The following is a 22,561-nucleotide window of genomic DNA, read 5'->3' on the forward strand; positions in this document are numbered from 1 at the left end:
ATGCTGAGGAACGAGGCGCAGCCTCGTGTCTCGAAGCACGCAGCTCGCCTACGCCGCCCGCATCGGGATGGTCAGCTGCGCCCTCAGACCGCTCGTCCGCCAGTCCGCATCGAACCGCCCGCGGAGCTGGCGCCCGACGATCGCCCCGATGATGGTCGAGCCGAACCCCGAGGGCCGCTCCAGCGCCGGCGCCGGGCCGCCGGACTCGTCCCAGGCCAGGGTCAGCCGGTGCTGCTCGGGGTCCTCCGACCACTGCACCCGCAGCACCCCGTTGGGCTGCGACAGCGCCCCATGGGTTGCGGTGTTGGCGATCAGCTCGTGGAACACCAGGGCCAGCGGCTGGGCCACATGGGCCGACAGCAGGATGTCGGGGCCTTCCAGCGCCACCCGCTGCGTGCCGAACGGCTCGATCTGCATCTCGATCAGCTCGGCCAGCGGCACGTCCTTCCACCCCCGCCGGGCCAGGATGGCGTGGGCCTTGGCCAAGGCCTGCACGCGCCGCTCCACCGAGGTCGCGTACAGCGCCGCATTGTCCGCGCGGGTCAGGCGCACGATCCCCTGCACCACCGCCAGCACGTTCAGCGCCCGGTGGTCGACCTCCTTCAGCAACCGCCGTTCGGCCGCTTCCAGCACCTCCAGCTTGCGACGCTCGCTGACGTCGACCTGGGAGGCGAAGAAATAGATCAGCCGGCCGGAATCGTCGTGGATCGGGCTGATGTGCAGCAGGTTCCAGAAGGCCGAGCCGTCCTTGCGGTAGTTGAGGATCTCGACGTTGACCTCGCGGTGTTCGGCGATCCCCGCGCGGATTTCCGCCACCGCGAGGAGCGAAGTGCCCTCGCCCTGGAGGAAACGGCAGTTGCGCCCCAGTATCTCCTCGGCGCCATAGCCGCTGAGGTCGAGGAAGGCCTTGTTGGCCAGCACGATCGGGTTGTCGAGCTGGCGCGGGTCGGTGACCAGCATCGGCATCCGGGTCCGCTCCACCGCGATCAGGGCCAGGGCCTGCCGGTCCGCGACGCCCTGTGGGGAGGCCGCGGCCGGCGCGTCGCCCTTGAGACCTGCGGATGGCTTGGCGGTGACGATCAACGACGGCCTCTCACGGCGCGTGGGCGCAGCTCCGAAACGACCGGCGCGGGCGGCGGTTGCCTGACTTTGTGTCTGGACAGGAACACGCCGCTCGGCGAGCGGTTGGCGAAGCGTCCCGTCAGGAGCCCGCCATGCGTATCGTCGCCCTCGAAGAGCATTTCACCGTCCCCGAGCTGATCGGCCGGATCGAGCCGGCCACGATCCGGGCGCGCGGTTTTCCCGGTCCCGACATCCGCCCGTTGGCCAAGGCCCGCAGCGCGGACCTGGCCGAGGTCGGACCCGAGCGGCTGGCCCGGATGGACGAGGCGGGGATCAGCCTGCAGGTGCTCTCGGCCGTCGGCCCCGGCGCGGACCTGCTCGACCCGACGCGCGGGATCGCCCTGGCGCGCGACTACAACAACCGCCTCAAGCAGATCGTCAACGAGCGTCCCGACCGCTTCGCCGGTTTCGCCCACCTGCCGATGACCGCCCCCGACGCCGCCGCCGACGAGCTGGAGCGCGCGGTGCGCGAGCTGGGCTTCTGCGGCGCCCTGGTCAACGGGACCACCGAGGGCCGCTTCCTCGACGACCCGATGTACGCCCCGCTGCTGGCGCGGGCCGAACAGCTCGACGTTCCGATCTACCTGCATCCCGGCATCCCGCCCGAGGCGGTGCGCAAGGCCTATTACGACGGCCTGCCCGGCGGGACCGGCTTCGTCCTGTCCACCGCCGGCTGGGGCTGGCACGCCGAGACCGCCGTCCACGTCCTGCGCCTGGTGCTGTCGGGGACGCTGGAGCGCCATCGCCGGCTGAAGCTGATCATCGGCCACATGGGCGAGGGCCTGCCGGCCATGATGGCGCGCTGCGACAACACCCTGGGCGGCGAGGTCTCGACCTACCTCGATCGCGGCGTCAGCGAGACCATCCTGGACCAGGTCTGGATCACCACCAGCGGCTTCTTCACCCTGGCCCCGTTCATGGCCGCCCTGATGACCTTCGGCGCCGACCGCATCCTGTTCTCGGTCGACTACCCCTTCGCCCGCAACGACGTCGGGACCCGCTTCCTCGACACCCTGCCGGTCTCGCCCGCCGACAAGCTGAAGATCGCCCACGCCAACGCCGATCGGTTGCTTGGGCTAAAACCCTAGCTGAACCAACCTTTCCCCCGCTCATCCCCAACCTTCGTCATGCTGAGGAGCGGCGCCAGCCGCGTCTCGAAGCACGCACACCCGTCGCCGAGCGCGCCTTTGCGCCCGCTGGAAACCTCGCATAGTTGAACACCCGTGCGCGTGCTGGAGCCCCAGTTGACCCCCGTCCCCACCATCCGCCGCCTGGACCCGGCCGAAGCGGACGCCAGCATCGCCGCCCTGTCCGACGTGCTGATCGACTGCGTCCAGGGCGGCGCCTCGGTCAGCTTCATGGCCCCGCTGACCCGCCAGACCGCCGACGCCTTCTGGCGCAAGGTCGCCGAGCGCGTCGCCGCCGGCCTGGTCGATCTGCTGGTCGCCGAACTGGACGGGCGGATCGTCGGCACGGTGCACCTGGTCCCGGCCGAGCCCGAGAACCAGCCCCATCGCGCCGACGTGGCCAAGATGCTGGTCCATCGCCGCGCGCGCCGGTGCGGGGTCGGCCGCGCCCTGATGACCGCGGTGGAGGACCTCGCCCGCGTCCGCGGCAAGACCCTGCTGGTGCTGGACACCGTCACCGACGGCGCCGGCGAGCGGATGTACCAGGGCCTGGACTGGGTCCGCGTCGGCGTCATCCCCGGCTACGCCCTGTTTCCGGACGGATCGCTCTGCGGCGCCACCACCTTCTACAAGTGCATCGCCCCATAGCCGTCCGCCCCCGCGAGGCGTGACGGCGCGCTCGACGGGGAGGGCGGCTTGGATCAAGCTGGCGGTCATGCGGCGAGCCCTGTCGATCCTGAGCGCAATGGCCTGTGTCTGCGGCGCGGCGTTCCCGGCGCGGGCCGCCGCTCCGACCGCACTGCCCGGCGTCACCGTCACCGCGCCCTTGCTGAAGAAGATCCCCGAGACGGTGCAGACCTTCGGCGCTCCGGCGACGCGGGGCCGGCTGGCGCGCTGGCGCACCGAGGTCTGCCCCATCGTCCTGGGTATGAGCAGCGAGCGCGACGCCTACTTCGCCCAGCGTATCCGCGACGTCGCCAAGCTGGCCGGGGCGCCGTCCGCGCCCAGCCGCTGCGTCCCCGACATCGTGGTCTTCATCACCACCGACCCCGACGCCATGGTCCGCCGCCTGACCGAGCGGGCCAAGGTGCTGCTCAACGGGCCCTCGCGCTGGCCGGTGCAGAACAGCCAGCTCGTCCGCTTCGCCGGGGGCAAGGGCGACCCGGTCCACCTGTTCTACCTCTCCGGCGACGGGCCGGTGCTGACCGGCGGCGACCAGACGCCGGCGGTCTCCAACGCCAGCGCGGCGTTCGCCCTGTCCAACGACCTGTTCGGGCCGCCGGTCTACGACCAGGGCCACGCCTCGCGCCTGACGCCGTGGGTGGACGAGGCCTTCCTGCGCGTGGTGCTGGTGGTGGACGCCAGACAGCTGTTGGGCTTGGACGGGGTGCAGATTTCGGCCTACCTGTCGCTGACGACGCTGGCCGACGTCAATGTGGGCGACCAGGACTTCCCGACCATCGCCAACCTGTTCTCCGACCGGGCGCACGGCCGTCCGCCCGCCGCCGATCTGACCTTCTGGGACCGGGCCTATCTGGGCGCGCTGTACAAGACCCAGTCCCAGACGAGCCTGTCGATGCAGCAGAGCGCCATGGCCGACCGCATCGCCCACGCCGTCCAGAGCCAGACCATCCTGCCCGCCGCAGGACGCTGAGACGCGGACGAGGAACACCTCGCCGACCCGCCTACATATGGCTGTTTTCCCGTCGAGTGTTGGTAGGGTCCAGGGGAGCACGCGTTGGGGGCCTGCGTGCTTCGAGACGCGGCTCTCGCCGCTCCTCAGCATGACGAAGGTTTGTGGGATTCACCAAGGCCCGTCATCCTGAGGAGCCCCGAAGGAGCGTCTCGAAGGACGCACACCCCTCGGCGCTTGATGCAAAGCGGCCCGCATTAGCGCCTTGACGCCAAGCGACCGGCGTCATCAACTCAGCCTATCGGTGTGTAGGTGAGGCTTGGGGCATGCTGGCCGCTTTCGTCGTTTTCGCCCAGGCCGCAAGCGTCGCCCTGGCCCCGTCGCCCGCCCCGGACGCCCTGAGCCGGCCCGAGGTTTCGTTCACCCAGACCTACGTCCATACGGCCTCGAAAAGTCGCGAGACGATCTCGGATGCGCTGCCCCAGGTCCAGTTGGATCAGACCTTATGCAAGCGCATGACCTTCAACGGGTGGCATATTCCGCATAACGTCTGCGCCACCAAGGCGCAGTGGCTGACCATCAAACAGACGCGCAACCCCCACCTGATCGAGAGCTTCGTCGAGCACTGATCAGCCGACCCGGCGCATGTTCAGGATCGGCACGACGGGGTCCAGCCACTGGCCCTCCATGTCGGGAAAGCGCGACTTGCCGGGCGTCGGCAGGGCCAGGATCGTGCGCACCACCCCCATGCCCGCAACCACCTGGCCGAACGCCGCGTAGCCCAGGTTGTCGCCCTTCGCGCCCGGATGGGCGTCCAGATAGGGCTCCGGGCTGGCGCAGATGAAGAAGTCCGCCGTCGCCGAGCCCGGCGCATAGCGGCCGAGCGAGATGGTCCCGGTCGTGTGCTTGATCCCGGTCATCCGGGTGCTCTCGTGGGCGATCGGCGGGAAGCGGCGGACCTTGTCGGACGGCCCGCCGACGATGGTGCCCTCCTTGGGCGCGCCGGGCGTGCGCGACGCGCGGAAGAACGAGCCGCCGTCGTACTTCCCGGCCTCGACATAGTGCAGGAAGTTGGCGGTGGTCAGCGGCGCCTTGCCGGCCTCAAGCTCGACCACGATAGCGCCGTGGTTGGTCCGGATCGTCACCCTCGGCTTGCCGGTCGCGGCCAGGGCGCCCATCGCCCCGGTCACCACCAGCCCCGCGCCGCCCAGCAAGCTCCGACGTCCGATCCTTGCGCCGCTCATGGCCTGTTCCCGCTCCGTGTCCGCAACCCAGCCTTAGCGCTTCACACCCGCGTCCGTCGACCCGAGCGCCGGCCCGATGCGCTCCGGACCTAGTTCAGGTCTGCATCAGGTCTGCATCAGTCGGGCCCTCAAAACGCCACACGGCCTGGGCGACACTCCTGCGTCGCGGAGCCGCCCGGATGTATTCGCAAGCCCAGCCTCCGCTCGCGGTCTTCGCCTGGGCGCGCGCGACCCCGTCGGCCCGCTCGACCCGGCGCCGCTGGGCCTATGGGCTGCTGTTATCCCTCGCACTCAACCTCGTCCTGCTCGCCGGCCTGCTGATCGGAGGACACGAGCCGACCTGGCGCCTCTCGCAGCCGACCGAAAGGGCGCTGACGGTCGAGCTCCGCCGCGACGCCGCGGTTCCGCCCGTCCCACCACCGACCGCGACCTGGGCCGAGCCGTCGTCCTTGCGCAGCATCCCGGTCGGCAAGCCCTCGATGCGCGCGGCGCCCCGGCGCCCGATCACGCCGGCCCTGCTCTCGCGTCCCGTCCCACCTCCGCCCATCGCCCCGTCCCCGTCCGCCCAGGCCGCGCCGCAAAAGGGCGCCCAGGCCGGCGACGACGTCCAGGCCAAGGTCCGCGCCGCCCTGCGCGGCCTGGGCTGCGCCCAACAGGGCAGCCTGGGCCTGACCCCGACCGAGCGCGAGAACTGCATGCGGATGCTGAACAACGACGCCTCGGTGGGCGCCCGCCAGTGGGTCGACCCGATCTCCTCGCCCGCCAAGCGCGCCTACTACGACGCCGTCCAGCAGTCCTACCAGGACATCCGTACCTACAACCCGGTCAACGGCCCGATGGCCGGCCACGGCGTCTCCATCGGCTGCAAGCACGGCAAGTGCGGCGTCACCCCGCCCCAGGGCGTCCTGACCGAAGAGGCGGGCATCCCCAAACCTTGAGCGAGGGGGCGTCGTGTGTGGTCGAGGATAGGCTGGACGCTGTGGACAACGGCCCTGGCCTTATGACTGGCGGTGCATCCGCCGCGAGGTCCGCGCCCTCGATAGGATTATGGTGGCTGAGATCGCAGTCGTGCCGGACGGCCTGTCCGCTAGTCGTTCAGATCAGCCAGCAGCGCGTCGAAGCTATCGACCTTCGTAACCTCGCCGCGCTCCGCAGCATCGAGGGCCGCCCGCGTGGTCGCATTGGGGGTCCGCACGTCGAAGGGCAACGCCTTTTCACTGGCGACCCGCACAAGCAACATGCGGATGGCGTCTGAGACGGTCAGCCCCATGTCGGCAAGGGCGGCGGTGGCGTCCCGCTTAAGGCCGGAGTCGATCCGCGCCCGCACTATTTCCAACGAAGCCATATCTAAATCCTTGTGGGCTCTCCCGAGAGCCGTAACCACAATGTAGCTACGAATGTTTAAGGGTCAAATTTTTAGCTTCCACCCTTCCAGCGTGGGGAACATACGTGGGCGGCCCGCATGAAGAAGCTCGAAGAGCTGCAATTCATCAGCCTCAAGGCGGGCAAGGCCGGCCCGATGACGCACGCCCTGATCCACAATCCGCACCTAATCTTGCGCTGGCATTACGAGCGGAAGACGCCGGGCCTTGTGGATGCGAGCTATAACGCGCTGATCGGGCTGGCTTTGGAAGTGGGGGCGATGGACATGTTTCCCATGCCGACCGCTCCGGCTTCGGCCCCCTCCCCAGTCCCGCCGCCGCCTCCGATGACCGCCGCCGAGGCTTTCGGGGCGCCGCCCACGGTTCCTCCGGTTGCCGCTCCTGCACCGGCTGACGACGGGGCGGCGTGATGTTGGGTCTTGCCTATACCGGGCAGTTCAAGCGCGACTACAAGCGCGAGAAGAACGGCCAACACTCCGAAGGCCTCGACGAGCTTTTGAAGACCGTCACGGACCTCCTGCGCTCGGGCACGAAGTTGCCAGTGGCGAACAAGGACCACGCGCTTAAGGGCAAGTGGACGGGATCGCGGGATTGTCATCTCAAGCCCGACTTGGTGCTGATCTACCGCGAGACGGAAACGGTGATCGAGCTTGCCCGCGTGGGCTCGCATAGCGAGTTGTTCGGTTAACCGCCGAAAGAGGACACGTGCTCAGTCGGCGATTGGGTCAAGAGAAGTCCGATGACCACGTTGAGAACGTTTGGTGATGCTCAGTGGACGGATCAGATTTTCGAATAATCCCAGAGCCCGCCCTAGCTAAAGCCGCAAGTCTTCCGCCGCCAGCGCCGGCGCGATGCCGGCCATCTTCTCTTCGAATCCTCCCGGCGTGTTCAGGCTGATGAACCCCGACCGCACCTCCGCGCGATTGGCGAAGTCGTGCTGGGTTCCGCCGGGGATCAGCGCGTAGCCTCCCGCCGCCAGGTCCGACCACCGCCCATCGATCATCAGGCTGAGCGTGCCTTCGATCACATAGAAGATGTGGTCGTCGCTGTGGACATGGGGACCCGGACCACGCGTCTGCGGATCGAGCCACCATTCGGAAATGGAATAGCGTCCCGCCGTTTCTTCGCCATCGGCTTTGAACACGGCCTTCATCCGGCCCATGTCGTACACGCGGCCGTGCTCCGAATGTAAGATCACCGGCCGGCGAATCTCTTCCGCCTGTTCCAAGCGCGCCTCCTGTTCCTTCGCCAAGGTCTCATCTTTGCCGAACGTCAGCAACGGACACCGACGATAGACGCGCGGAAGGCCGCAATCCTCGGCCCCGCTCAGACCGTGTGCGTTCGCCTCAGCAGCAGCTTGACGGCCGCCTCCACGATCTGGCCGAGACCGACCGGGACGAGACGGCCGTTGGCGCGGGGCCACTCCACGCCGCCCGTCTGCAGGTTGGTCGGCAGTCGGGCCGAGAGCCGCCCGTCCTCGACCTCCGAGGTCATGGGCGTGTAGTAGAGGCAATCCTTGAAGAAGAAGTGGGTCACCAGGGATCGGCGCGTGCTCTGCGGATCGACGATGGGCGAACCGCCATGGGCCAGGTTGGCCGCCCAGACCAGCGCCTCGCCCTTGCGCAGGACGGCGGTCCTGCGCGGCAGGCCGGCTGCATCCAGCCGCTGTTGCAGGGCGGGAATGTAGGTGGTTCCATAGTCGTCCGGCGTCGGTCGCGGATGGTTCACCCCCGCCGCCTTCATGGTCAGCACCGGCAGCTTATGGCTGCCAGGGTGGTAGGCGAGGGGGCCGGACGCCTCGGAGATGTCTTCGAGCGCGACCCAGACGCCGCACATGAACCGCTCGGGCAGGCTGTGGAAGTGGATGGTGTCGGCGTGGGTGTGCTGCTGGGTGCCGACGCGGAAGTTCAGCGTCTGGAACGCGAACGGCGGCCGGCCATAGGCGAGCTGGAGCAGGCGGCGCACCTTGGGCAGGGTGGCGAGCCTGTGCACCGCGCGCGAGCGTAGCCAGGCGTCCTGGATACGCCCCACGCCGCGCGCCTCGAAGCTGCTGTCCATCTCCGCGACCACGCGGTCGCACAGCGCCCGGCCCTCGGCTCCGAGATCGATCCGCGCGAGCCCGTCGCCAGCCAGGTCGCGGCAGAAGGCCCGGGTCTCCCCATCGGCCTCGATCCGGTCGAGGTGCGCTTCCAGCGCGTGCTCGTCTTCCACCGGCGGACGCTCGGGCCATTTCCTGTTTGCGTTCAAGGGGGCTCGGCCTGGCGACGATTCTCGGAATGGTAGAGCTAACCGACTTTGGCTACGGGTCCAAGACGGCGCGGCCGAAATCCCGCCGCCGCTGGAAGCCCAGCCGCCGGGATCTGTTTGACTCTCAGACACGTGTAAGTTATTTCTTACATGTGAAACGAAATGCATCACCCCCGCCGGACGGAGACCAACTGCTGGCCATGCTGGCGGCCCTGGCCAATCCGCACCGCCTGCGGGTCGTCGCGGCCCTGGCCTCGGGCGGGCGCAACTATGTCAGCCAGTTGGCGCGCGAGCTGGGCGTCAGTCGCCCGTTGCTGCATCTGCACCTGCAGAAGCTCCAAGAGGCGGGCCTGGTCGTAAGCCGGCTCGAACTGTCCCACGACGGCAAGGCCCTCAACTATTTCGAGGTCGTCGCCTTCGACGTCGCGCTCACTCCGGCCGCCATCGCCGAGGCGACCAAGTCATTGACCGTCAAATCCGACAAATAGAGGAGCCCCCGATGTCCGAACATCTGTATCTCATCAGCATATGCCTCCCGCTGGGGACCATCCTGCTGGTCTTCGCGATGCGATCCCTATCGGCCGTCCGCCAGGCTCAGGCGCGCCTGGCCAACGACGGCGCCTACCGCCAGCTGGCGGAAAAGGCGGCCGACGCCCAGGCCGAGACGGCCACGGCCCTCGCCGCCATCCAGACCGCGCTCGCCGACGTCCGCACCCGCCTGGCCGCCGTCGAGAAGGTGCTCAAGGACGTCGAATAAGTAGCCGACACCTCGAAATCGATCGGACGGGAAGGAACCGCCGCCATGGCCCAGATCTCTTTGTTGCGCCTCTACGCGTTGAGGGCCGGTTATCTGCTCCTAGTCGTAGGTCTCGGCCTGACGATCTGGCCGGGCATGATCCACCATGAGAGACCCTGGACCCTGATGCAGGGCGTCGTCCGCTGCATGTTGGCGGCGATGTCGGCCCTGGCGCTGCTGGGGCTGCGCTATCCGATCCAGATGCTGCCCCTGCTGTTCTTCGAGCTGGCCTGGAAGTCGATCTGGCTGATCGTGGTCGCCTATCCCCTGTGGTCCGCCCATCGGATGGACCCGGACACCTTGGAAACCGCCTACGAATGCTTGATCGCCGTGGTCTTCGTCATCGTCATTCCCTGGCCCTATGTGGTCGCGCACTACCTGACCGCGCCCGGCGACCGGTGGCGCTGAGCGGCGTCACGGACGCGATCGACCCCTTATGGCGAACGGGGAATGACGCACATACGGTATTCGGCGAGCAGGGCCTGCGCCTCCTCCCGTTCCGCCTCCGAAATACACGTCCCGCCAAGCGCTGCGGCCAGGCATCTCACGGCCTGTTCCGCGGACGCGCGAACGCCGACGCCCTTGCGATAGCACTTGGCCATCTCGAGGAAGGCGCCGTCGTCACCCTGGGCGGTCGCTCTCTCGAACCAGCGGAACATCGCCCGGTTGTCGCCGCGTTCCCTGTATAGGATCGCTATGTTATTGGCCGCGCCCATATAATGGTTCCGCCAAGCGGTTCTGTAGCAGCGCATCGCCTGTTGCTTGTCGATATCCACGCCTCGGCCCAGGTCGTAAGCCAGCCCGAGTTGAAACCAGCAAACCGGATCGCCCAGGGCCGAACCCCGCCGGGCCAGCTCCAGCATCCGGCCGAAATCCCCGACGTCCTCCGCCTCCGAAGCCAGCCGCCACAGCATCTCGGTCTCGACCATGGCCTCGTATCGCATGTGAGCAGCGGGCTTGCGGGGCGGTTAGTTTATCTAGCTGCCGGCGACATCTGGTGCGCAATCACTTCCCTGATGGCGCTGATCACAGCGTCTGGGCGGTCGCTCTGTATAAAATGGCCGGAGTCGGGCACGACAATGGACTTGCCGATGCTGGAACGTGATGCAAGCTGATCATGGCCTGTCTTCCAGAGGTTGGTTTTCAGTTTTTGATCGGCTTCCGTCTCTCCACTCTCGATGGGTGGCGGATTTCCCGCCGTTAAAACAATCATCGGCAAATTACCAAAAGATCGCTTTGAGCGGTCCTCTTCCTTTCCGTCTTCGCTTCTGAAAGGTGAGAGTGAATGGTTATTTTTAAATTCTGATATCTCGGCACGAAATTTAAAGGGTTTTGTATACGAATACCCCAAATATTCCTTTTCTATAACTGAGCGACCAGGCGCAAAATGCCAAGGGCACGCCGGATTATCCTCCGACAATTTACCTGCTTCGGCAACATGGACGCAAGTATATAACGAGTTCAAATATTCTTGGTATTCTATTTCTTCGCCTCGTTTTGCCGAATCGCTGGATTCCCAATCTTGATGACCAGAAAACGAGGGGTCGACCAGTACCAACCCAGATATATCGGAGGGATATTTATCGGCGTAAAGTGTTGCGTAAAGGCCGCCAATTGAATGTCCCACCAATACGATTGGTTCCTTTATATGAGAGGCGATAAGAAGATTGTGCAAGTCGTCCACGACTTTATCGGCCGTAGACGCCTTATGAGACGGTTTGCTGTAACCCTCGCCCGCCCTGTCATATACGCATACCTGGGCGATCTGTGAGATGGGGCCAACCACTTTATCCCAGGTTAATATATTGGCGGCTAAGCCTTGTTCAAACACAACCGTTGGCGCTCCTTGCCCAACACAATTGATGTTCAACTCGCCGCCGCTCGGCAACGATACCAGGTGCTTTAAAACCAGGGCGTCGGTGCTCGCTTCGCCATGAGCTATCGAGCCGATTGCCAAGAATAGAAAAGAGGCGAAGACGCAGGAGCGGGCAAGAACGGCTTTTTTCATCAGCTCCCTCAGTAGCGGCTTCGTGAGCGGTACGACACAACGCCTTCGCAATGAATGCTGAATCGCCCCCAAGGCCACAATCTCCATGTCTCAATTGGCTCATAAGCGCCCCGCCCGCCCCTGCCGCGCCACCACACCCCCGTCCGGCACGCACGCCGACGCCGGTTCCGCGCGCGGATCTGGGCAGGCGGCGAGCACGCCCTGGCCGATGGCGTAGGCCCGGCCGTCGGCGCCCAGCAGGGGCGTCATCAGCAGGGCGCCGCCTTGCAGGGACTTGGCGTCGCCCATGGCGCTCAGCTCCAGATCGACGGCCCGGTCGAGCTTGGCGTCGTAGCTCCCGTCCGCCGAAAGACAGGTCCGCATCCGCGCCGTCACCATCGCCGCGGCGACCTTGCTGTCATAGGCGGAGACGTCGAACCCCGTATTCTCCGAGCGCGCAAGCATCGCCTGCAAGGATTTCAGTGTGAAGGGGGTGTCCTTGAGGTGATCGCCGGTGTCGCGCAAGCCCACCACCAGGCCATAGCCGACCAGCTTGCGGGTGCGGCAGGCCATGACCCCGTCGGTCCGGGCCGGCGTCTGCGCCAGGGCTTGGGCCGCGCCCAGCGACAGGATCAGGCCGAGGCATAGGGGGAGCCGTGCGCTCAAGACCCGCTCCATTGCGGCCAAGACGCCGGTCGCGCCAGGATAGTCCAGCCCGGATCGGCCCGGAAGCCGTCCCGCCGGCGTCCGCCAGGACGGGCGCCTACCGATCTTCCTCGAACAGCAACAGGGTCACGCGCGGGGACAGGGCGCGGGGGATGTGCTTGTCGTGGTCGCCGAACGGGATGATGAACGCGTCGCCGGCGCAGTACTGGACCACCTCCTTCTCGAAGCGCATCTCCAGCGTGCCTTCGATCACGAAGCCGGCCTGTCCCTTGACGCACCATTCCGGGTGCATCAGCTCGGGGGTGATCTCCATCAGCCGCACATGCTTGCCGGCGGCGGCGACCTGTTTGGAACGTGCGCCGGGTCCGCCGCCGGTCCAGCCCAGCTCGGTAAACCGGATCCGCCGCCCCGGCGGCTCGCGGCTCTTGTCGGTCATCATCGGGTCACCCCACGAATCGCCAATCTATGCGCGTATAAGTCAATTTTCTTACATTATTACTACATTGAGTTGTGTGTCGACCTGGAATTGCGCTCTTGCCGCGAGGCGCGAGTCGGTCAACCGTGAGGCGACTCGAAGGTGGACCATGCAGACCGATCCGAAAGTCTATCGCCGCAGCTGGCGTTCCCAGGCCCAGGTCCTGACCATGGGATTGGGTCTGATCCTCTTGATGAGCTTCAGGTTCCACATGATCGCCCACGGCCGGTTGACTGGCTGGGCCTATCTCCAGGGCGCGGTGATCTTCGCCCTGGTCTTCTACGAGATGATCTTCCTGCTCCATCGTCCGACCCTGAAGCTGGATGCGGAGGGGGTTCATCTTCAGGCGCTGCAATATGGCTGGACCTATCGCTGGCGTGACATCCAGGGCGTGGAGGAGTTCCAGCACACCTCGCCCTCCACCGCGCTCAGCCTGGGCCTGCGCGTTCGACCGGAGGTGGCGCCCCAGCACCGGCTGGGCGAGGCGATCTGGCGGGCGGTCTACGGCTACCAGGCGGTGATCGGCGACGGCTGGGACGTGCCGCTGGCCCAACTGCGCGAGAGCATGGAGCGGTTCCGCCAGGGCGGCGTCGCGGGCTAGGCGCGGGGAGGGCGCAGGCCCTCGCAACCTCCCCGTGAAAATCAGGTTGCACGGCTTTCGTCATGCTGTTCTGCTGCGCTGACGACGCCTCGCGCAGGACGAGGTTTCGGGGCGTTTCGCCGGGCCTAGGGGAGGTTGCTGTGCAGGACTATATCGAGAATTTTAAGCGCGTGCTCAACAAGTATGCCGTTTTCACGGGCGTCGCGAGCCGGGGGGAGTTCTGGAAATTCTTTCTGGTGAATATTATTATTATTGTAATCGCCGAAATTCCGATCTTTATTTTCAAACACTCTTTCATTTCATGGATTTTTGTACTCGCGCTTGTTGCTTATGGGCTTGCAACGCTTGTGCCGCACTATGCAGTGATGGTGCGTCGACTGCACGACACCGGCCGGTCGGGCTGGTGGATACTGATCTGCTTCGTCCCCTTCGTCGGCTGGATCATCCTGTGGGTCCTGCTGGCGTTGCAGAGCGCGGTCGGCCCCAACAAGTACAACACCGGCGCGGGCGCCATTCCGGTCAACGTATTCTAGACCCGGCGCGGGGGCGGCTTCGGCCGTCCCCGACCTTGTGCGTGCTTCGAGACGCGGCTCACGCCGCGCCTCAGCATGACGAAATTTAGTGAATTCTACAAACATACGTCATGCTGAGGAGCCCCAAAGGGGCGTCTCGAAGCACGCAGGCGCTTGCCCGTGCCGTCTCGAAGCACGCACCTCATCCGCCGCGCTCTCCAGCATCCTCATCGGCGTCCTCGCCGCGCCGTCCCCGCGCAAACCGCCGCCCCAGGCGGGCCAGCACCGGCTCCAGCGCCGGGTCGAGCAGGCCGTCCTGCGCCCGCAGGCTGTCTGCGGCGATGCGCAGTTCGGCGTCGGCCCGGTCCATCTCGGCCAACAGGCGCGCCATCCGTGCGTCGGGGCTCATCGCCCAGCCTCCGCGTCCATCGCCGCCAGCTCCACGGCGATCTCGCGCGCCCATTCCTCGCCGCTCAGCAGCCTGAGCCCGATGCGCGCCTGGGCCCGGCGCAGCGCCGTCGTTCGCCGCTCCCGCTCCGCCCGCTCGCGCGCCGCCGCCTCCGCGCGCGCCGCCGCCGGTCGGCCCAGCCGCGCCAGCATCAGCCCGGCCCCCTTGCGGCCCGCCGCCGAGCGCATGTCGAAGATCGCCGCCGTCCCACTCGCCCCGCCCAGCACCCGCGCCGCGACCGGCGGGAGCGGACACGTCGTTGGATGGATCGGCGCCTCGCCGCCCGCGTCATAGGCCATCTGGGTCTCTCCGTCAGTGCGGAGAATGTGCGTAACGCACATGGTCGAGTCAATTCATAATGTGCAAATAGCACAATTCTTAAATCATCGAGATTCGAACGACAGAATCGGTCGCCGGGTCGTTTTGCACAGATTGACCCGGCCCGGCGATCGCGGGATCACCCGTTAAGTTTTAGCGGGGGGCGTGTGTGAAGGATCCGACCTACTATTGCGTGCGGGCGTTTCGGGGCCGGCGAGACCGGCCGACCGAGGTCTCCGCCCGCTGGTGCGCCAGCGCGCGCGAGGCGCGGGCCACCGCCCTCAGGCTCGGTCCGGACCACTGCCTGGTGATCGCCTACGCCTTCGAAGGCCGCCCCGAATACGGCGTGTTCGGCGAACCCCGCCTGCTGGCCCGGCACGGCGAACTGCCGGGGGAGGGAGGCGCGTGAAAGCGACACGTTGCGCTCGCGCGAACCGTCCGCTTAATCACCCATAGGTCGAGCGGATTGCACGGCCTTTGGGGGACTATCCATGAGATTTCTAACCGGCGCCGGACTCGGCGTCGTTGCAATGGTGCTCGCCGGTTGCGCGACCACCCAATACACAGTCGCGCCTGTCGCCGAGACCGGCCTTAACGTCACCTATAATCAGGGCACGGCCATCGTCGATTCCGACACGCTCAAGGGCGCGGTCAAGGTCACGCTGCTGGGCTCCACGGCTCATGGGCGCATCCGTCTCGGGATCGCCGTGCTTAACAAGAACGTGGGGCCGGAGAATATCGGCTTCGAAAGCGTCCGCATCCTCGACGCCCAGGGGGCTCCGATGCACGCCCTGGATCACGACGAGATGATCCGCATCGCGCAACGCCAAGCCAATGCGGCGCGCTTCGCCGTGGCTCTGGTCGGCGGCCTTTCCGCCGTCGCCAACGCCCAGGCGGCGACCACCACCACCTACGGAAGCGTTGGCGGGACCAGGTTCCACGCCACCACCTACAATCCTTATCTGGCCAACCAGTTGAACGATCAGACGGCGGCCGCCACCGGGGGTGCGCTCAACACCATCGACGGCCGCCTCGCCAACGCCATGGCCCAGATCAACGGCTCGGCGTTGCAGACCACCACCGTTCTCCCCCAGCAGACCTATGCGGGCGAATTAGTGGTCGACGGTCCCAAGGACCATAGGGGCGAGGGCCAGATCACGGTGACGGTCCACTTCGCCGATGAGGACCACGTCTTCCATTTCAACCTGACCCAAAAGGTCGCGTAAAATTGGGGCGCCCCGAGCCCATGGGTTCGGGGCGCTCTTAAAATAACTGTTTTCACGTCGAGTGCCGGGGGATGTGCGTCCTTCGAGACGCCCCTTCGGGGCTCCTCAGGATGACGGATCTTGGTGGGTCGCAGAAACCTTCGTCATGCTGAGGAGCGGCGAAAGCCGCGTCTCGAAGCACGCAGGCCCCCACCAACACTCAATGTCGACACAGCCTTTAAAATAGGGCCGTCAAACCGCCTATCCCGTCGCCCGCGCGTTCAGCGCCTGCAGCCGCCGGGCGGTCTCGCGCTGCTGGACGGCGGTGTCGCGCCACAGGGTCAGCAGGCCGGGCGGGGCGCTGGCGGGGTCGACGTCCAGGATGCTGCCGGGGGTGGCGTCGAACACCTGGGCGATCTTGCGCAGCCACTTTTCCGACAGGTCTGTCGATCCGTCCTCCCACGCCCGCACCACCTCGACCGGTACCTCCAGCGCCCCGGCCAGGTCCTCCACGCTCATCGCCGCGTGCAGCCGCCAGGCGCGCAGGTTGTGGTCCGCCCCGCCGGCCCGTTCCTCGGGGCTGACGTCCAGGTCGGGCTGGGCCCAGTCCGGCGCATTCTTGCCCCACAGCAGCCAGGCTTCCTCGACCCCCAGCTTGGCGGCGTAGGCCTGCACCTTGCGCGTCATGCCCCGCTCGCCGCGCTCGTGCTGGACGTAGCTGTCGTAGGGCACCTTGAGGAACACCGCCGCCGCCTGGGCGGTGGGCAGCTTCAATTGCTCGCGCGCCGCGACCAGTCGCCGCCCGCGCGCCCGGTTCAGGGCCTTGTCCGCGTCTGTGCTCATTGCACAAATATGAGATAAAAATTCTGTGCATAGGGCACAAAGGCGCTTGACTCCACTTTGTGCATTGCGCACATTTAGGTGGTCATGAAGACACCGACCTCGCCATCCCCTCGCTCCCGGACGCTTCCCCCCTGACGTCCGGTGAGCGCGCCCCGCCGGCCCCGCGGCCGATCCGCCCGCCGGCGGGGCGACCCTCCTAACCGCCCACACCAACCGCGCCCTTGGCCGATCCCGGCGGGGCTACGCCGGAGCCATGTCCCCATGAGCTTGAACCCATGAGCGCGAACCCCTTCCGCGCCGACCCCGAACTGTGCGCCATCGGCCAGCAGTCCGCCGCCGAGCGCCGCCGCCGCCGCCAACTGCTCGCCCAGCGGGCCAACCGCCCCGACGACGGCCCCGAACGCAGTGCGCTCCAGGCCGCCTGCGCCCGCTACGCCGAACGCCACGGCGTGCTGGAGGCCCACGGCGTGCTCGCCCTGGAACTCGCCCGCTACACTCCCGACCTGCCCGGCCCCCGGAGCGCCGCCCGGGATGAAGCCGAACGCCTGTTCAAGCGGGGCGGGGCTTGATCCCCTCTCCCCCTGCGGGAGAGGGAGGGGCCGGGCGAAGCCGGGAGGGTGAGGGGTCGACGCACGCCGGCCTTCGATCCCTGCGCGACTCCTCAACCTTCCCCCGCGTCTATCGGCACGCGGGCCCCTTCCTTCTCCCGCAAGGGGAGAAGGAGCACGCACCCTCTCGACGCGCCCGCCCATGAACCCGCCTCAACCCGCGCGGCTTCCCGGCCCGCACAACCTCCAGGCCGAACAGGCCCTGCTCGGCGCCGTCCTGTTCGACAACCGGGCGGTGGAGCGCTGCGACGATGCAGCCGACCTCGCGCGGCGTCCGCGCCTGGACGCCTGTCACTTCGCCGAGCCCCTGCACGCGCAGATGTACGCGGAGGTGCTGGCCCTGCTCGCCCATGGCCGCGTGGCCGATCCGGTCACGCTCGGCGCGCGCCTGGCCGAGGCCCCGGCCTATCTCGACCTCGGCGGCCCCGCCTACCTGTTCGACCTGATCGACAAGGCCCCGCCGGCCTGCAACGCGCCCGACTACGCCCACCTGGTGCGCGAGAGCGCGTTGCGCCGCGACCTGCACCGCACCGCCGTCGAGTTCGCCGCCCGCGCCGAGACCGACCTCGAGCTGGACGCCTGTGAGCTGTTGGCCGAGGCCGAGGGCGCCCTGCACGCCATCGCCACCGCCACCGCCGCCGCCGCCCAGGGCTTCACCGACTTCGCTGTCGTGCTCGACGGGGCCATGGTCCAGGCCGAGGCCGCCCACGGCCGCGACGGCGCCCTGGTCGGCCTGTCGACCGGGCTCGCGGACCTGGACGCCAAGCTCGGCGGTCTGCACCCCAGCGACCTGCTGGTGCTGGCCGGCCGTCCATCCCAGGGCAAGACCGCGCTCGCCACCAACATCGCCTACCGCGCGGCCCGCAACGGCGCCTCGGTCGGCTTCTTCAGCCTGGAGATGTCGGGCGAGCAGCTGGCCATGCGCATCCTGGCCGACGTCTCCGGCGTGCCCGGCGATCGCATCCGCAAGGGCCTGACCGACGCCTGCGAGATCGCCCGCATCCGCGAGGCCGCCGCCCACATCCGCGCCACCCCGCTCCACGTCGATCCCACCGGCGCCATCTCCATCGCCGAGCTGTCGCGCAAGGCCCGCCGGCTGAAGCGCCGCCGGGGGCTGGACCTGCTGGTGGTCGACTACCTGCAGCTCTGCACCGCCCACACCGCCAAGGGATCGGGCCGCGTGCAGGAGGTCGCCGCCATCACCACCGGGCTCAAGGCCCTGGCCAAGGAGCTGGCCATCCCCGTCCTGGCCCTGTCCCAGCTCTCCCGCGCGGTGGAGAGCCGCGAGGACAAGCGCCCCCACCTGGCCGACCTGCGCGAGTCCGGCTCCATCGAGCAGGACGCCGACGTGGTCATGTTCGTCTACCGCGAGGGCTACTACCTCGCCCGCGCCGAACCCCGCGAGGGCGCGCCCGAACACCTCGACTGGCAGGCCCGCATGGAGGCGGCTGCGGGCCTCGCCGAGATCATCGTCGGCAAGCACCGCCACGGCCCCATCGGCACGCTCCGCCTGCGCTTCGACGAGGCCCTGACCCGCTTCGGGGACTGGGGATGAGGGGGCGGCCGATCCCCTCTCCCCTTGCGGGAGAGGGAGGGGCCCGGCGCAGCCGGGAGGGTGAGGGGTCGACGCACGTCAACCGCCAAACCCAGCGCGATCCCTCAACCTTCCCCCGCGCCTATCGGCACGCGGGCCCCATCCAATCCCCTCGATGAGACCCCCGCCCCGATGGCCCGCATCCGCTCCGTCCACCCCACCCTGTTCACCGACGAGGCCTGGGTCGCCTGTTCCGCCGTCGCGCGGCTGCTCTACATCGGCCTGTGGACCGACGCCGACGACCAGGGCGTGTTCGAGTGGAAGCCGCTGCAGATCAAGATGCGCCTGCTGGCCGGCGACGACCTCGACGCCGCGATCCTGCTGGCCGAGCTGCTGGCCGGCGGGCTGGTCGCGCGGTTCGAGGCCGGCGGCCGGTCCTACGGCGCGATCAAGGCCTTCCGCGCCTTCCAGCGCCCCAAGAAGCCCAACGCCGTCCACCCCCTGCCGCTCGCGCTGCGCCCCTATGTCGGCCTGACCGACGCCGACCTGCCGTCCCCCGAGGCTTCGCCCATGGCGGAACTGTTTCCCCACCGGTTCGGAACCGGTTCCGAACTTTCCCCGCAGATGGAGGATGGAGGAGGGAGGGAAGGAGAAGGGGAGGAAGACTCGTCGCCTGACGGCGACTCGTCGGTTTCGGAACAGGTTCCAGGTTCGATCGCTCGTCCCGAAAGCGAGCTCCAATCCCTCTCAACCGCTCATCCCACTCCCGCTCGTCATCCTGAGGAGCCCCAAAGGGGCGTCTCGAACGACGCACCCCCGCCGGCCCCATCCGGTCTAGCCAAGCCCAGGCCGCCCAACCCCGGCGACCCCGCCCGCCAGGCCTACGACGCCTGGAACGCGCTCGCCGCCCGGCTGGACCTGCCCACGGCCCGCCGGCTGGACGACGCCCGTCGCCGCGCCATCCGCGCCCGCCTGGCCGACGGCGGCCTGGCCAACTGGGCGCTGGCGCTGCAGGCGGTCGAGCGCAGCCCCTTCCTGCGCGGCCAGACCGACCGCCCGTTCCGCGCCGACCTGGACTTTGTCTGCCAGGCCAAGTCCTGGCGCCGCCTGCTCGAAGGCTTCTACGCCCCCGCCAAGACCCAGGCCCAACCGCCGCCGGCAGAGCCGCCCCAACCCTGGTCCGGCCCGCCCGAGCTGCGCGCCGCCGCCGTCGCCGGCAAGGGCGAGCCGTGGGCGAAATCCTATCTCGACCCCTGCGCCTGGACCGCCGCGCCGACCCCGGCCCTGACCCCCGCCAACGCCCACGCCGCCCGCGTGCTCGCCGCCGAGATCGCGCCCGTCCTGGCCCGCTTCGGCGTCGCCCTGGCCCCCGCGCGCACCCAGCCCCAACCCCTCGCCAACCGGAGCCCGACATGACCGCAGCCGACGAAAAGCCCCACCTGTCCAAGCTCGAACAGCAGGCGATCCGCAACCGCTACAAGCACGAGGCGGCCCTGGCCGTCCGCGCCGCCCGCGGCCAGAAGATCCCCGCGCGTCCGCTCGCTATGGAACGCAAGAAGGTGGTCCACACCAAGACCGGCCTGGACTGGCTGCGCGACAAGCAACGGCTCGACGCCAAACAGTTCCGCGCCGGCCGCACCTACGGCACGCTATACCGCGCGGCCATCCTGCCCGACGGGGCGCGCCTGCGCTCGTGTCTGGACGACACGCCGCGCGGTTCCGGCCCCGGCGCCGGCCTGCCCACCCGCCTGGTCGCCACCGAGTGGCTGGCCGAGAGCCGCCTGCGCCTGGACGCCGTGCGCGCCGCCATGGGCCGCCACCCCGGCCTGATCCAGGCCTGCGACCTGATCTGCGGCCAGGGCCTGACCCCGCGCGACATCAGCCCGATCCAACGCGAAGCCGAACAGATCGAGACGGGGCTGAGGATCGCGCTCGACCTCGCCTACGGCTGGTTCACGACGGCGGGCTGGCCGGAGTGAGCTGCGCACGCCCGTCCGGGATCGCGCCTACTTGCCGTTGGACATGATCGAGCGTGTGTCGCCGTTGCTGAAACCGTTCTGGCCGCTGGCCAGGTCATGGGCCGCTTGGCGCGAGTCCGCGGTGAGCTGGATCCACTCGGCGCGGGTGCGGCAGTCGCTCCTGCGTAGATGGCTGCCGGTGGTGGCGATCTGCTTGCAGACCTTTTCGTTCGGGTCTCCGGCCAGTTCCTGCCGCGTCGGCGCAGCGGCGACCCCGCCTGAAGCGGGCAGGGAGGAAGGCGCGGGGCTGGACGAGGCCAGCGCGGCGACCGCGATCAGCAATAGGGGGGACATCTGCAACTCCAAGGCAAACTATAGTTAGGATACCATCGGGTCGGTCCTCGCGCCCTGTCAATCTCGAGCGCGGAGGCTCGCGCCGAACCCGACGGGGCGCCGGTCGACGACGCATGCGGCGAGGATTCTGCCTCCAAAATATTGTGCAATCGGCACAAATTCTCGTGCGTTCTAATTCGACGTCTGGCGCGAAAGCGCATTGGCGACAGTCTGCTTCCGAACGCCCCGTCCGGTTCCAGGCCGAGCCCCTACTTGCCGTTGAACTTGGCGCCTTCGGCGGACAATTGGTTGAGCCCGCCCTGGTTGGCGGTCAGGTCGCGCATCGCCTCGCGCGAATCCACGCCGAGCTGGTTCCACGCGGCGCGGGTCCGGCATTGAGACCTCGCAAGATGAGTGCCGGTTGTCACGATGTGCTTGCAGATCATCTCGTTGGGGTCGCCCGCCAGTTCGCGCCGCGTGGGCGGGCTGGCGAACCCGCCCGACGCGGGCAGGGGGGCGGACGGCGCGGGGCCGGTCGAGGCCAGGGCCGCCGCCGCGATCAGGAACAGGGCGGACATCTTCAACTCCACAGGAGAACGTCACTCACTCCACCATCGCGTCAGTGGTCGCGTCCTGTCAATCACGGCCCCCGAGCGCCGCCCGACGGATCGGAAGACGATAAAATAATCCACCATTTGTGCAAATCGCACAAAGTCGCTTGCATCCTAACTCGAAGTTTGGCACAAAAGGGTCATCGGCGAGAGTGCGTCTCCGGACGCCTCGCTGCTCCCGGAAACATCGCTGGAATGCCCATGTCGCCCGCCGTGCTCGAGAAGCTGCGCGCCAGGAGCGCCGTCCTGCCGCCACCCCCGCCGCCCCAACCGGCGGGCTGAGCCCATCCCCCTTCGCGCCCGGCGATCGTCTGCACCAACCCGACCCTGAGAGACACGGGCCGGGCGCGAACCCCCTGCGAACCCCCCGCGCCAACCCTCGGAGGCCACCCATGAGCCCCGACCCCCGCGCCGCCCTGCTCCGCGCGCTCGAGCGATCCGACCGCCCCTCGGTGGTGGTGCGCCGCGACGACCTGCGCCGCCTGCTGGCGAGCGGGCAGGGCGCGCCCACCCCCGAAACCCCGCCGCCCGAAGCCCCCGCCCGCATCGCCGCCGCCGCCCACCGCGAGGACCTGGCCCGCCTGCGCGCGCTGAAACAGGTGCTGACCGAGCGCCTGGGCCTGCTGCTCGACGGCCAGCCGCCGCCGGGTCCGTGCCTGGGCGAGCGCGAAAGCATCAGCGACCTGCTGGAGAAGCTCTCCCGCATCACCGGCCGCCTGATCCCGCTCGAACGCCACGTCCACGCGCTCGACACCGCCCCGCCCCCCGACGAAGACGCCCCATCCCCCATCGCCATCTTCGCCCTGCCCGAGAACGGGCGGGAGTAGCCTCCTTCTCCCCTTGCGGGAGAAGGAAGGGGCCCAGCGTAGCTGGGAAGGTTGAGGGGTCGCGCTGCGTTATGCGGCAAGCGT

At 68.0% G+C, this 22,561-nt stretch carries 33 protein-coding genes; 19 read left to right on the forward strand and 14 right to left on the reverse strand.

Annotated elements, in window-relative coordinates; all coding sequences use genetic code 11:
* Positions 1 to 48: 48 nt before the first annotated feature.
* Positions 49 to 1,083 (reverse strand): PAS domain-containing protein, encoded by a 1,035-nt coding sequence (locus GSQ87_RS05315; RefSeq protein WP_158914006.1) that lies wholly within the window; start codon positions 1,081 to 1,083, stop codon positions 49 to 51.
* A gap of 131 nt (positions 1,084 to 1,214) precedes the next feature.
* Here GSQ87_RS05315 and GSQ87_RS05320 point away from each other — a divergent pair, with 131 nt between their 5' ends.
* The 4 genes from GSQ87_RS05320 (at position 1,215) to GSQ87_RS05335 (ending at position 4,511) form a co-directional block, all read left to right on the forward strand.
* A complete protein-coding gene (locus GSQ87_RS05320) occupies positions 1,215 to 2,210 on the forward strand; it encodes an amidohydrolase family protein (RefSeq protein WP_158914008.1) in 996 nt (331 codons plus the stop codon).
* Positions 2,211 to 2,366: 156 nt separating this feature from the next.
* Entirely contained in the window at positions 2,367 to 2,897 is a 531-nt protein-coding gene (locus GSQ87_RS05325; protein ID WP_158914010.1) for a GNAT family N-acetyltransferase, read from the forward strand.
* Positions 2,898 to 2,964: 67 nt separating this feature from the next.
* Positions 2,965 to 3,903 carry a hypothetical protein gene (locus GSQ87_RS05330; RefSeq protein ID WP_158914012.1) on the forward strand — a complete coding sequence of 313 codons (939 nt, stop codon included), beginning with the start codon at positions 2,965 to 2,967 and terminating at the stop codon, positions 3,901 to 3,903.
* Positions 3,904 to 4,208: 305 nt separating this feature from the next.
* On the forward strand, positions 4,209 to 4,511 hold the full coding sequence (locus tag GSQ87_RS05335) for a hypothetical protein (RefSeq protein ID WP_158914014.1): 303 nt from the start codon (positions 4,209 to 4,211) through the stop codon (positions 4,509 to 4,511).
* Here the strand turns inward: GSQ87_RS05335 and GSQ87_RS05340 are convergent, their stop codons facing one another.
* A complete protein-coding gene (locus GSQ87_RS05340) occupies positions 4,512 to 5,126 on the reverse strand; it encodes a peptidylprolyl isomerase (protein WP_158914016.1) in 615 nt (204 codons plus the stop codon).
* Positions 5,127 to 5,305: 179 nt separating this feature from the next.
* On the opposite strand from GSQ87_RS05340, the gene GSQ87_RS05345 reads away from it, so the two are divergent.
* Complete coding sequence (locus tag GSQ87_RS05345; protein WP_158914018.1) at positions 5,306 to 6,064, forward strand: hypothetical protein; 759 nt, start codon at positions 5,306 to 5,308, stop codon at positions 6,062 to 6,064.
* 149 nt (positions 6,065 to 6,213) lie between these two features.
* On the opposite strand, the gene GSQ87_RS05350 is transcribed toward GSQ87_RS05345, so the two are convergent.
* Complete coding sequence (locus GSQ87_RS05350) at positions 6,214 to 6,471, reverse strand: type II toxin-antitoxin system RelB/DinJ family antitoxin (RefSeq protein WP_158914020.1); 258 nt, start codon at positions 6,469 to 6,471, stop codon at positions 6,214 to 6,216.
* 117 nt (positions 6,472 to 6,588) lie between these two features.
* Here GSQ87_RS05350 and GSQ87_RS05355 point away from each other — a divergent pair, with 117 nt between their 5' ends.
* Together GSQ87_RS05355 and GSQ87_RS05360 are read left to right on the forward strand one after the other, a co-directional pair.
* Complete coding sequence (locus GSQ87_RS05355) at positions 6,589 to 6,918, forward strand: hypothetical protein (RefSeq protein ID WP_158914022.1); 330 nt, start codon at positions 6,589 to 6,591, stop codon at positions 6,916 to 6,918.
* Positions 6,918 to 7,196, forward strand: a complete 279-nt coding sequence (locus GSQ87_RS05360; protein WP_158914024.1) for a type II toxin-antitoxin system YafQ family toxin — start codon at positions 6,918 to 6,920, stop codon at positions 7,194 to 7,196. Before GSQ87_RS05355 ends, GSQ87_RS05360 begins: the two co-directional genes overlap by 1 nt.
* A gap of 126 nt (positions 7,197 to 7,322) precedes the next feature.
* Here GSQ87_RS05360 and GSQ87_RS05365 read toward each other — a convergent pair whose 3' ends face one another.
* On the reverse strand, positions 7,323 to 7,760 hold the full coding sequence (locus GSQ87_RS05365) for a cupin domain-containing protein (protein WP_216839026.1): 438 nt from the start codon (positions 7,758 to 7,760) through the stop codon (positions 7,323 to 7,325).
* 74 nt (positions 7,761 to 7,834) lie between these two features.
* Positions 7,835 to 8,755: a phytanoyl-CoA dioxygenase family protein gene (locus GSQ87_RS05370; RefSeq protein WP_254062748.1), complete on the reverse strand. Its 921-nt coding sequence runs from the start codon at positions 8,753 to 8,755 to the stop codon at positions 7,835 to 7,837.
* 152 nt (positions 8,756 to 8,907) lie between these two features.
* Here GSQ87_RS05370 and GSQ87_RS05375 point away from each other — a divergent pair, with 152 nt between their 5' ends.
* The 3 genes from GSQ87_RS05375 to GSQ87_RS05385 are packed head-to-tail and all read left to right on the forward strand — an operon-like array spanning position 8,908 to position 9,959.
* Entirely contained in the window at positions 8,908 to 9,243 is a 336-nt protein-coding gene (locus tag GSQ87_RS05375; protein WP_254062749.1) for a helix-turn-helix domain-containing protein, read from the forward strand.
* 11 nt (positions 9,244 to 9,254) lie between these two features.
* Positions 9,255 to 9,512, forward strand: a complete 258-nt coding sequence (locus GSQ87_RS05380) for a hypothetical protein (protein ID WP_158914028.1) — start codon at positions 9,255 to 9,257, stop codon at positions 9,510 to 9,512.
* Between the two features lie 45 nt (positions 9,513 to 9,557).
* Entirely contained in the window at positions 9,558 to 9,959 is a 402-nt protein-coding gene (locus GSQ87_RS05385; protein ID WP_158914030.1) for a hypothetical protein, read from the forward strand.
* A gap of 26 nt (positions 9,960 to 9,985) precedes the next feature.
* On the opposite strand, the gene GSQ87_RS05390 is transcribed toward GSQ87_RS05385, so the two are convergent.
* The 4 genes from GSQ87_RS05390 to GSQ87_RS05405 all read right to left on the reverse strand — a co-directional run bounded on the left by GSQ87_RS05390 (position 9,986) and on the right by GSQ87_RS05405 (position 12,640).
* Positions 9,986 to 10,480: a tetratricopeptide repeat protein gene (locus GSQ87_RS05390; protein WP_158914032.1), complete on the reverse strand. Its 495-nt coding sequence runs from the start codon at positions 10,478 to 10,480 to the stop codon at positions 9,986 to 9,988.
* A gap of 44 nt (positions 10,481 to 10,524) precedes the next feature.
* The gene (locus GSQ87_RS05395; protein WP_158914034.1) at positions 10,525 to 11,559 is read right to left on the reverse strand and encodes an alpha/beta fold hydrolase; all 1,035 of its coding nucleotides are present in this window, start codon (positions 11,557 to 11,559) and stop codon (positions 10,525 to 10,527) included.
* A 99-nt stretch (positions 11,560 to 11,658) separates the two neighbouring features.
* Positions 11,659 to 12,204 carry a flagellar basal body P-ring protein FlgI gene (locus GSQ87_RS05400; RefSeq protein ID WP_158914036.1) on the reverse strand — a complete coding sequence of 182 codons (546 nt, stop codon included), beginning with the start codon at positions 12,202 to 12,204 and terminating at the stop codon, positions 11,659 to 11,661.
* A 97-nt stretch (positions 12,205 to 12,301) separates the two neighbouring features.
* Positions 12,302 to 12,640, reverse strand: coding sequence for a hypothetical protein (locus tag GSQ87_RS05405; protein WP_158914038.1), 339 nt, complete (start codon positions 12,638 to 12,640; stop codon positions 12,302 to 12,304).
* 148 nt (positions 12,641 to 12,788) lie between these two features.
* On the opposite strand from GSQ87_RS05405, the gene GSQ87_RS05410 reads away from it, so the two are divergent.
* Positions 12,789 to 13,280 carry a hypothetical protein gene (locus GSQ87_RS05410; RefSeq protein ID WP_158914040.1) on the forward strand — a complete coding sequence of 164 codons (492 nt, stop codon included), beginning with the start codon at positions 12,789 to 12,791 and terminating at the stop codon, positions 13,278 to 13,280.
* Between the two features lie 140 nt (positions 13,281 to 13,420).
* Complete coding sequence (locus GSQ87_RS05415; protein ID WP_216839028.1) at positions 13,421 to 13,813, forward strand: DUF805 domain-containing protein; 393 nt, start codon at positions 13,421 to 13,423, stop codon at positions 13,811 to 13,813.
* Positions 13,814 to 13,994: 181 nt separating this feature from the next.
* Here GSQ87_RS05415 and GSQ87_RS05420 read toward each other — a convergent pair whose 3' ends face one another.
* Both GSQ87_RS05420 and GSQ87_RS05425 read right to left on the reverse strand, forming a co-directional pair.
* Positions 13,995 to 14,201: a hypothetical protein gene (locus GSQ87_RS05420; RefSeq protein ID WP_158914043.1), complete on the reverse strand. Its 207-nt coding sequence runs from the start codon at positions 14,199 to 14,201 to the stop codon at positions 13,995 to 13,997.
* Positions 14,198 to 14,539, reverse strand: a complete 342-nt coding sequence (locus GSQ87_RS05425; protein WP_158914045.1) for a hypothetical protein — start codon at positions 14,537 to 14,539, stop codon at positions 14,198 to 14,200. Before GSQ87_RS05425 ends, GSQ87_RS05420 begins: the two co-directional genes overlap by 4 nt.
* Positions 14,540 to 14,727: 188 nt before the next feature.
* Here GSQ87_RS05425 and GSQ87_RS05430 point away from each other — a divergent pair, with 188 nt between their 5' ends.
* Entirely contained in the window at positions 14,728 to 14,967 is a 240-nt protein-coding gene (locus tag GSQ87_RS05430) for a hypothetical protein (protein ID WP_158914047.1), read from the forward strand.
* An 82-nt stretch (positions 14,968 to 15,049) separates the two neighbouring features.
* Positions 15,050 to 15,784: a hypothetical protein gene (locus GSQ87_RS05435; protein WP_158914049.1), complete on the forward strand. Its 735-nt coding sequence runs from the start codon at positions 15,050 to 15,052 to the stop codon at positions 15,782 to 15,784.
* A 240-nt stretch (positions 15,785 to 16,024) separates the two neighbouring features.
* Here the strand turns inward: GSQ87_RS05435 and GSQ87_RS05440 are convergent, their stop codons facing one another.
* On the reverse strand, positions 16,025 to 16,606 hold the full coding sequence (locus GSQ87_RS05440) for a helix-turn-helix transcriptional regulator (protein ID WP_158914050.1): 582 nt from the start codon (positions 16,604 to 16,606) through the stop codon (positions 16,025 to 16,027).
* A 275-nt stretch (positions 16,607 to 16,881) separates the two neighbouring features.
* Here GSQ87_RS05440 and GSQ87_RS05445 point away from each other — a divergent pair, with 275 nt between their 5' ends.
* The 4 genes from GSQ87_RS05445 (at position 16,882) to GSQ87_RS05460 (ending at position 20,727) form a co-directional block, all read left to right on the forward strand.
* On the forward strand, positions 16,882 to 17,175 hold the full coding sequence (locus GSQ87_RS05445; RefSeq protein ID WP_158914052.1) for a hypothetical protein: 294 nt from the start codon (positions 16,882 to 16,884) through the stop codon (positions 17,173 to 17,175).
* A 181-nt stretch (positions 17,176 to 17,356) separates the two neighbouring features.
* Positions 17,357 to 18,769, forward strand: coding sequence for a replicative DNA helicase (locus GSQ87_RS05450; protein WP_158914054.1), 1,413 nt, complete (start codon positions 17,357 to 17,359; stop codon positions 18,767 to 18,769).
* A 171-nt stretch (positions 18,770 to 18,940) separates the two neighbouring features.
* The gene (locus GSQ87_RS05455; RefSeq protein WP_158914056.1) at positions 18,941 to 20,164 is read left to right on the forward strand and encodes a hypothetical protein; all 1,224 of its coding nucleotides are present in this window, start codon (positions 18,941 to 18,943) and stop codon (positions 20,162 to 20,164) included.
* Positions 20,161 to 20,727 carry a hypothetical protein gene (locus GSQ87_RS05460; RefSeq protein WP_158914058.1) on the forward strand — a complete coding sequence of 189 codons (567 nt, stop codon included), beginning with the start codon at positions 20,161 to 20,163 and terminating at the stop codon, positions 20,725 to 20,727. Before GSQ87_RS05455 ends, GSQ87_RS05460 begins: the two co-directional genes overlap by 4 nt.
* A gap of 27 nt (positions 20,728 to 20,754) precedes the next feature.
* Here the strand turns inward: GSQ87_RS05460 and GSQ87_RS05465 are convergent, their stop codons facing one another.
* Positions 20,755 to 21,060, reverse strand: coding sequence for a hypothetical protein (locus GSQ87_RS05465; RefSeq protein WP_158914060.1), 306 nt, complete (start codon positions 21,058 to 21,060; stop codon positions 20,755 to 20,757).
* 248 nt (positions 21,061 to 21,308) lie between these two features.
* Entirely contained in the window at positions 21,309 to 21,617 is a 309-nt protein-coding gene (locus tag GSQ87_RS05470; RefSeq protein ID WP_158914062.1) for a hypothetical protein, read from the reverse strand.
* Between the two features lie 425 nt (positions 21,618 to 22,042).
* Between GSQ87_RS05470 and GSQ87_RS05475 the strand changes: the two genes are divergently transcribed.
* The gene (locus GSQ87_RS05475; protein ID WP_158914064.1) at positions 22,043 to 22,477 is read left to right on the forward strand and encodes a hypothetical protein; all 435 of its coding nucleotides are present in this window, start codon (positions 22,043 to 22,045) and stop codon (positions 22,475 to 22,477) included.
* Positions 22,478 to 22,561: the final 84 nt, after the last annotated feature.

Source organism: Caulobacter sp. S45 (assembly GCF_009765965.1).
GTDB lineage: Bacteria > Pseudomonadota > Alphaproteobacteria > Caulobacterales > Caulobacteraceae > CAHJWH01.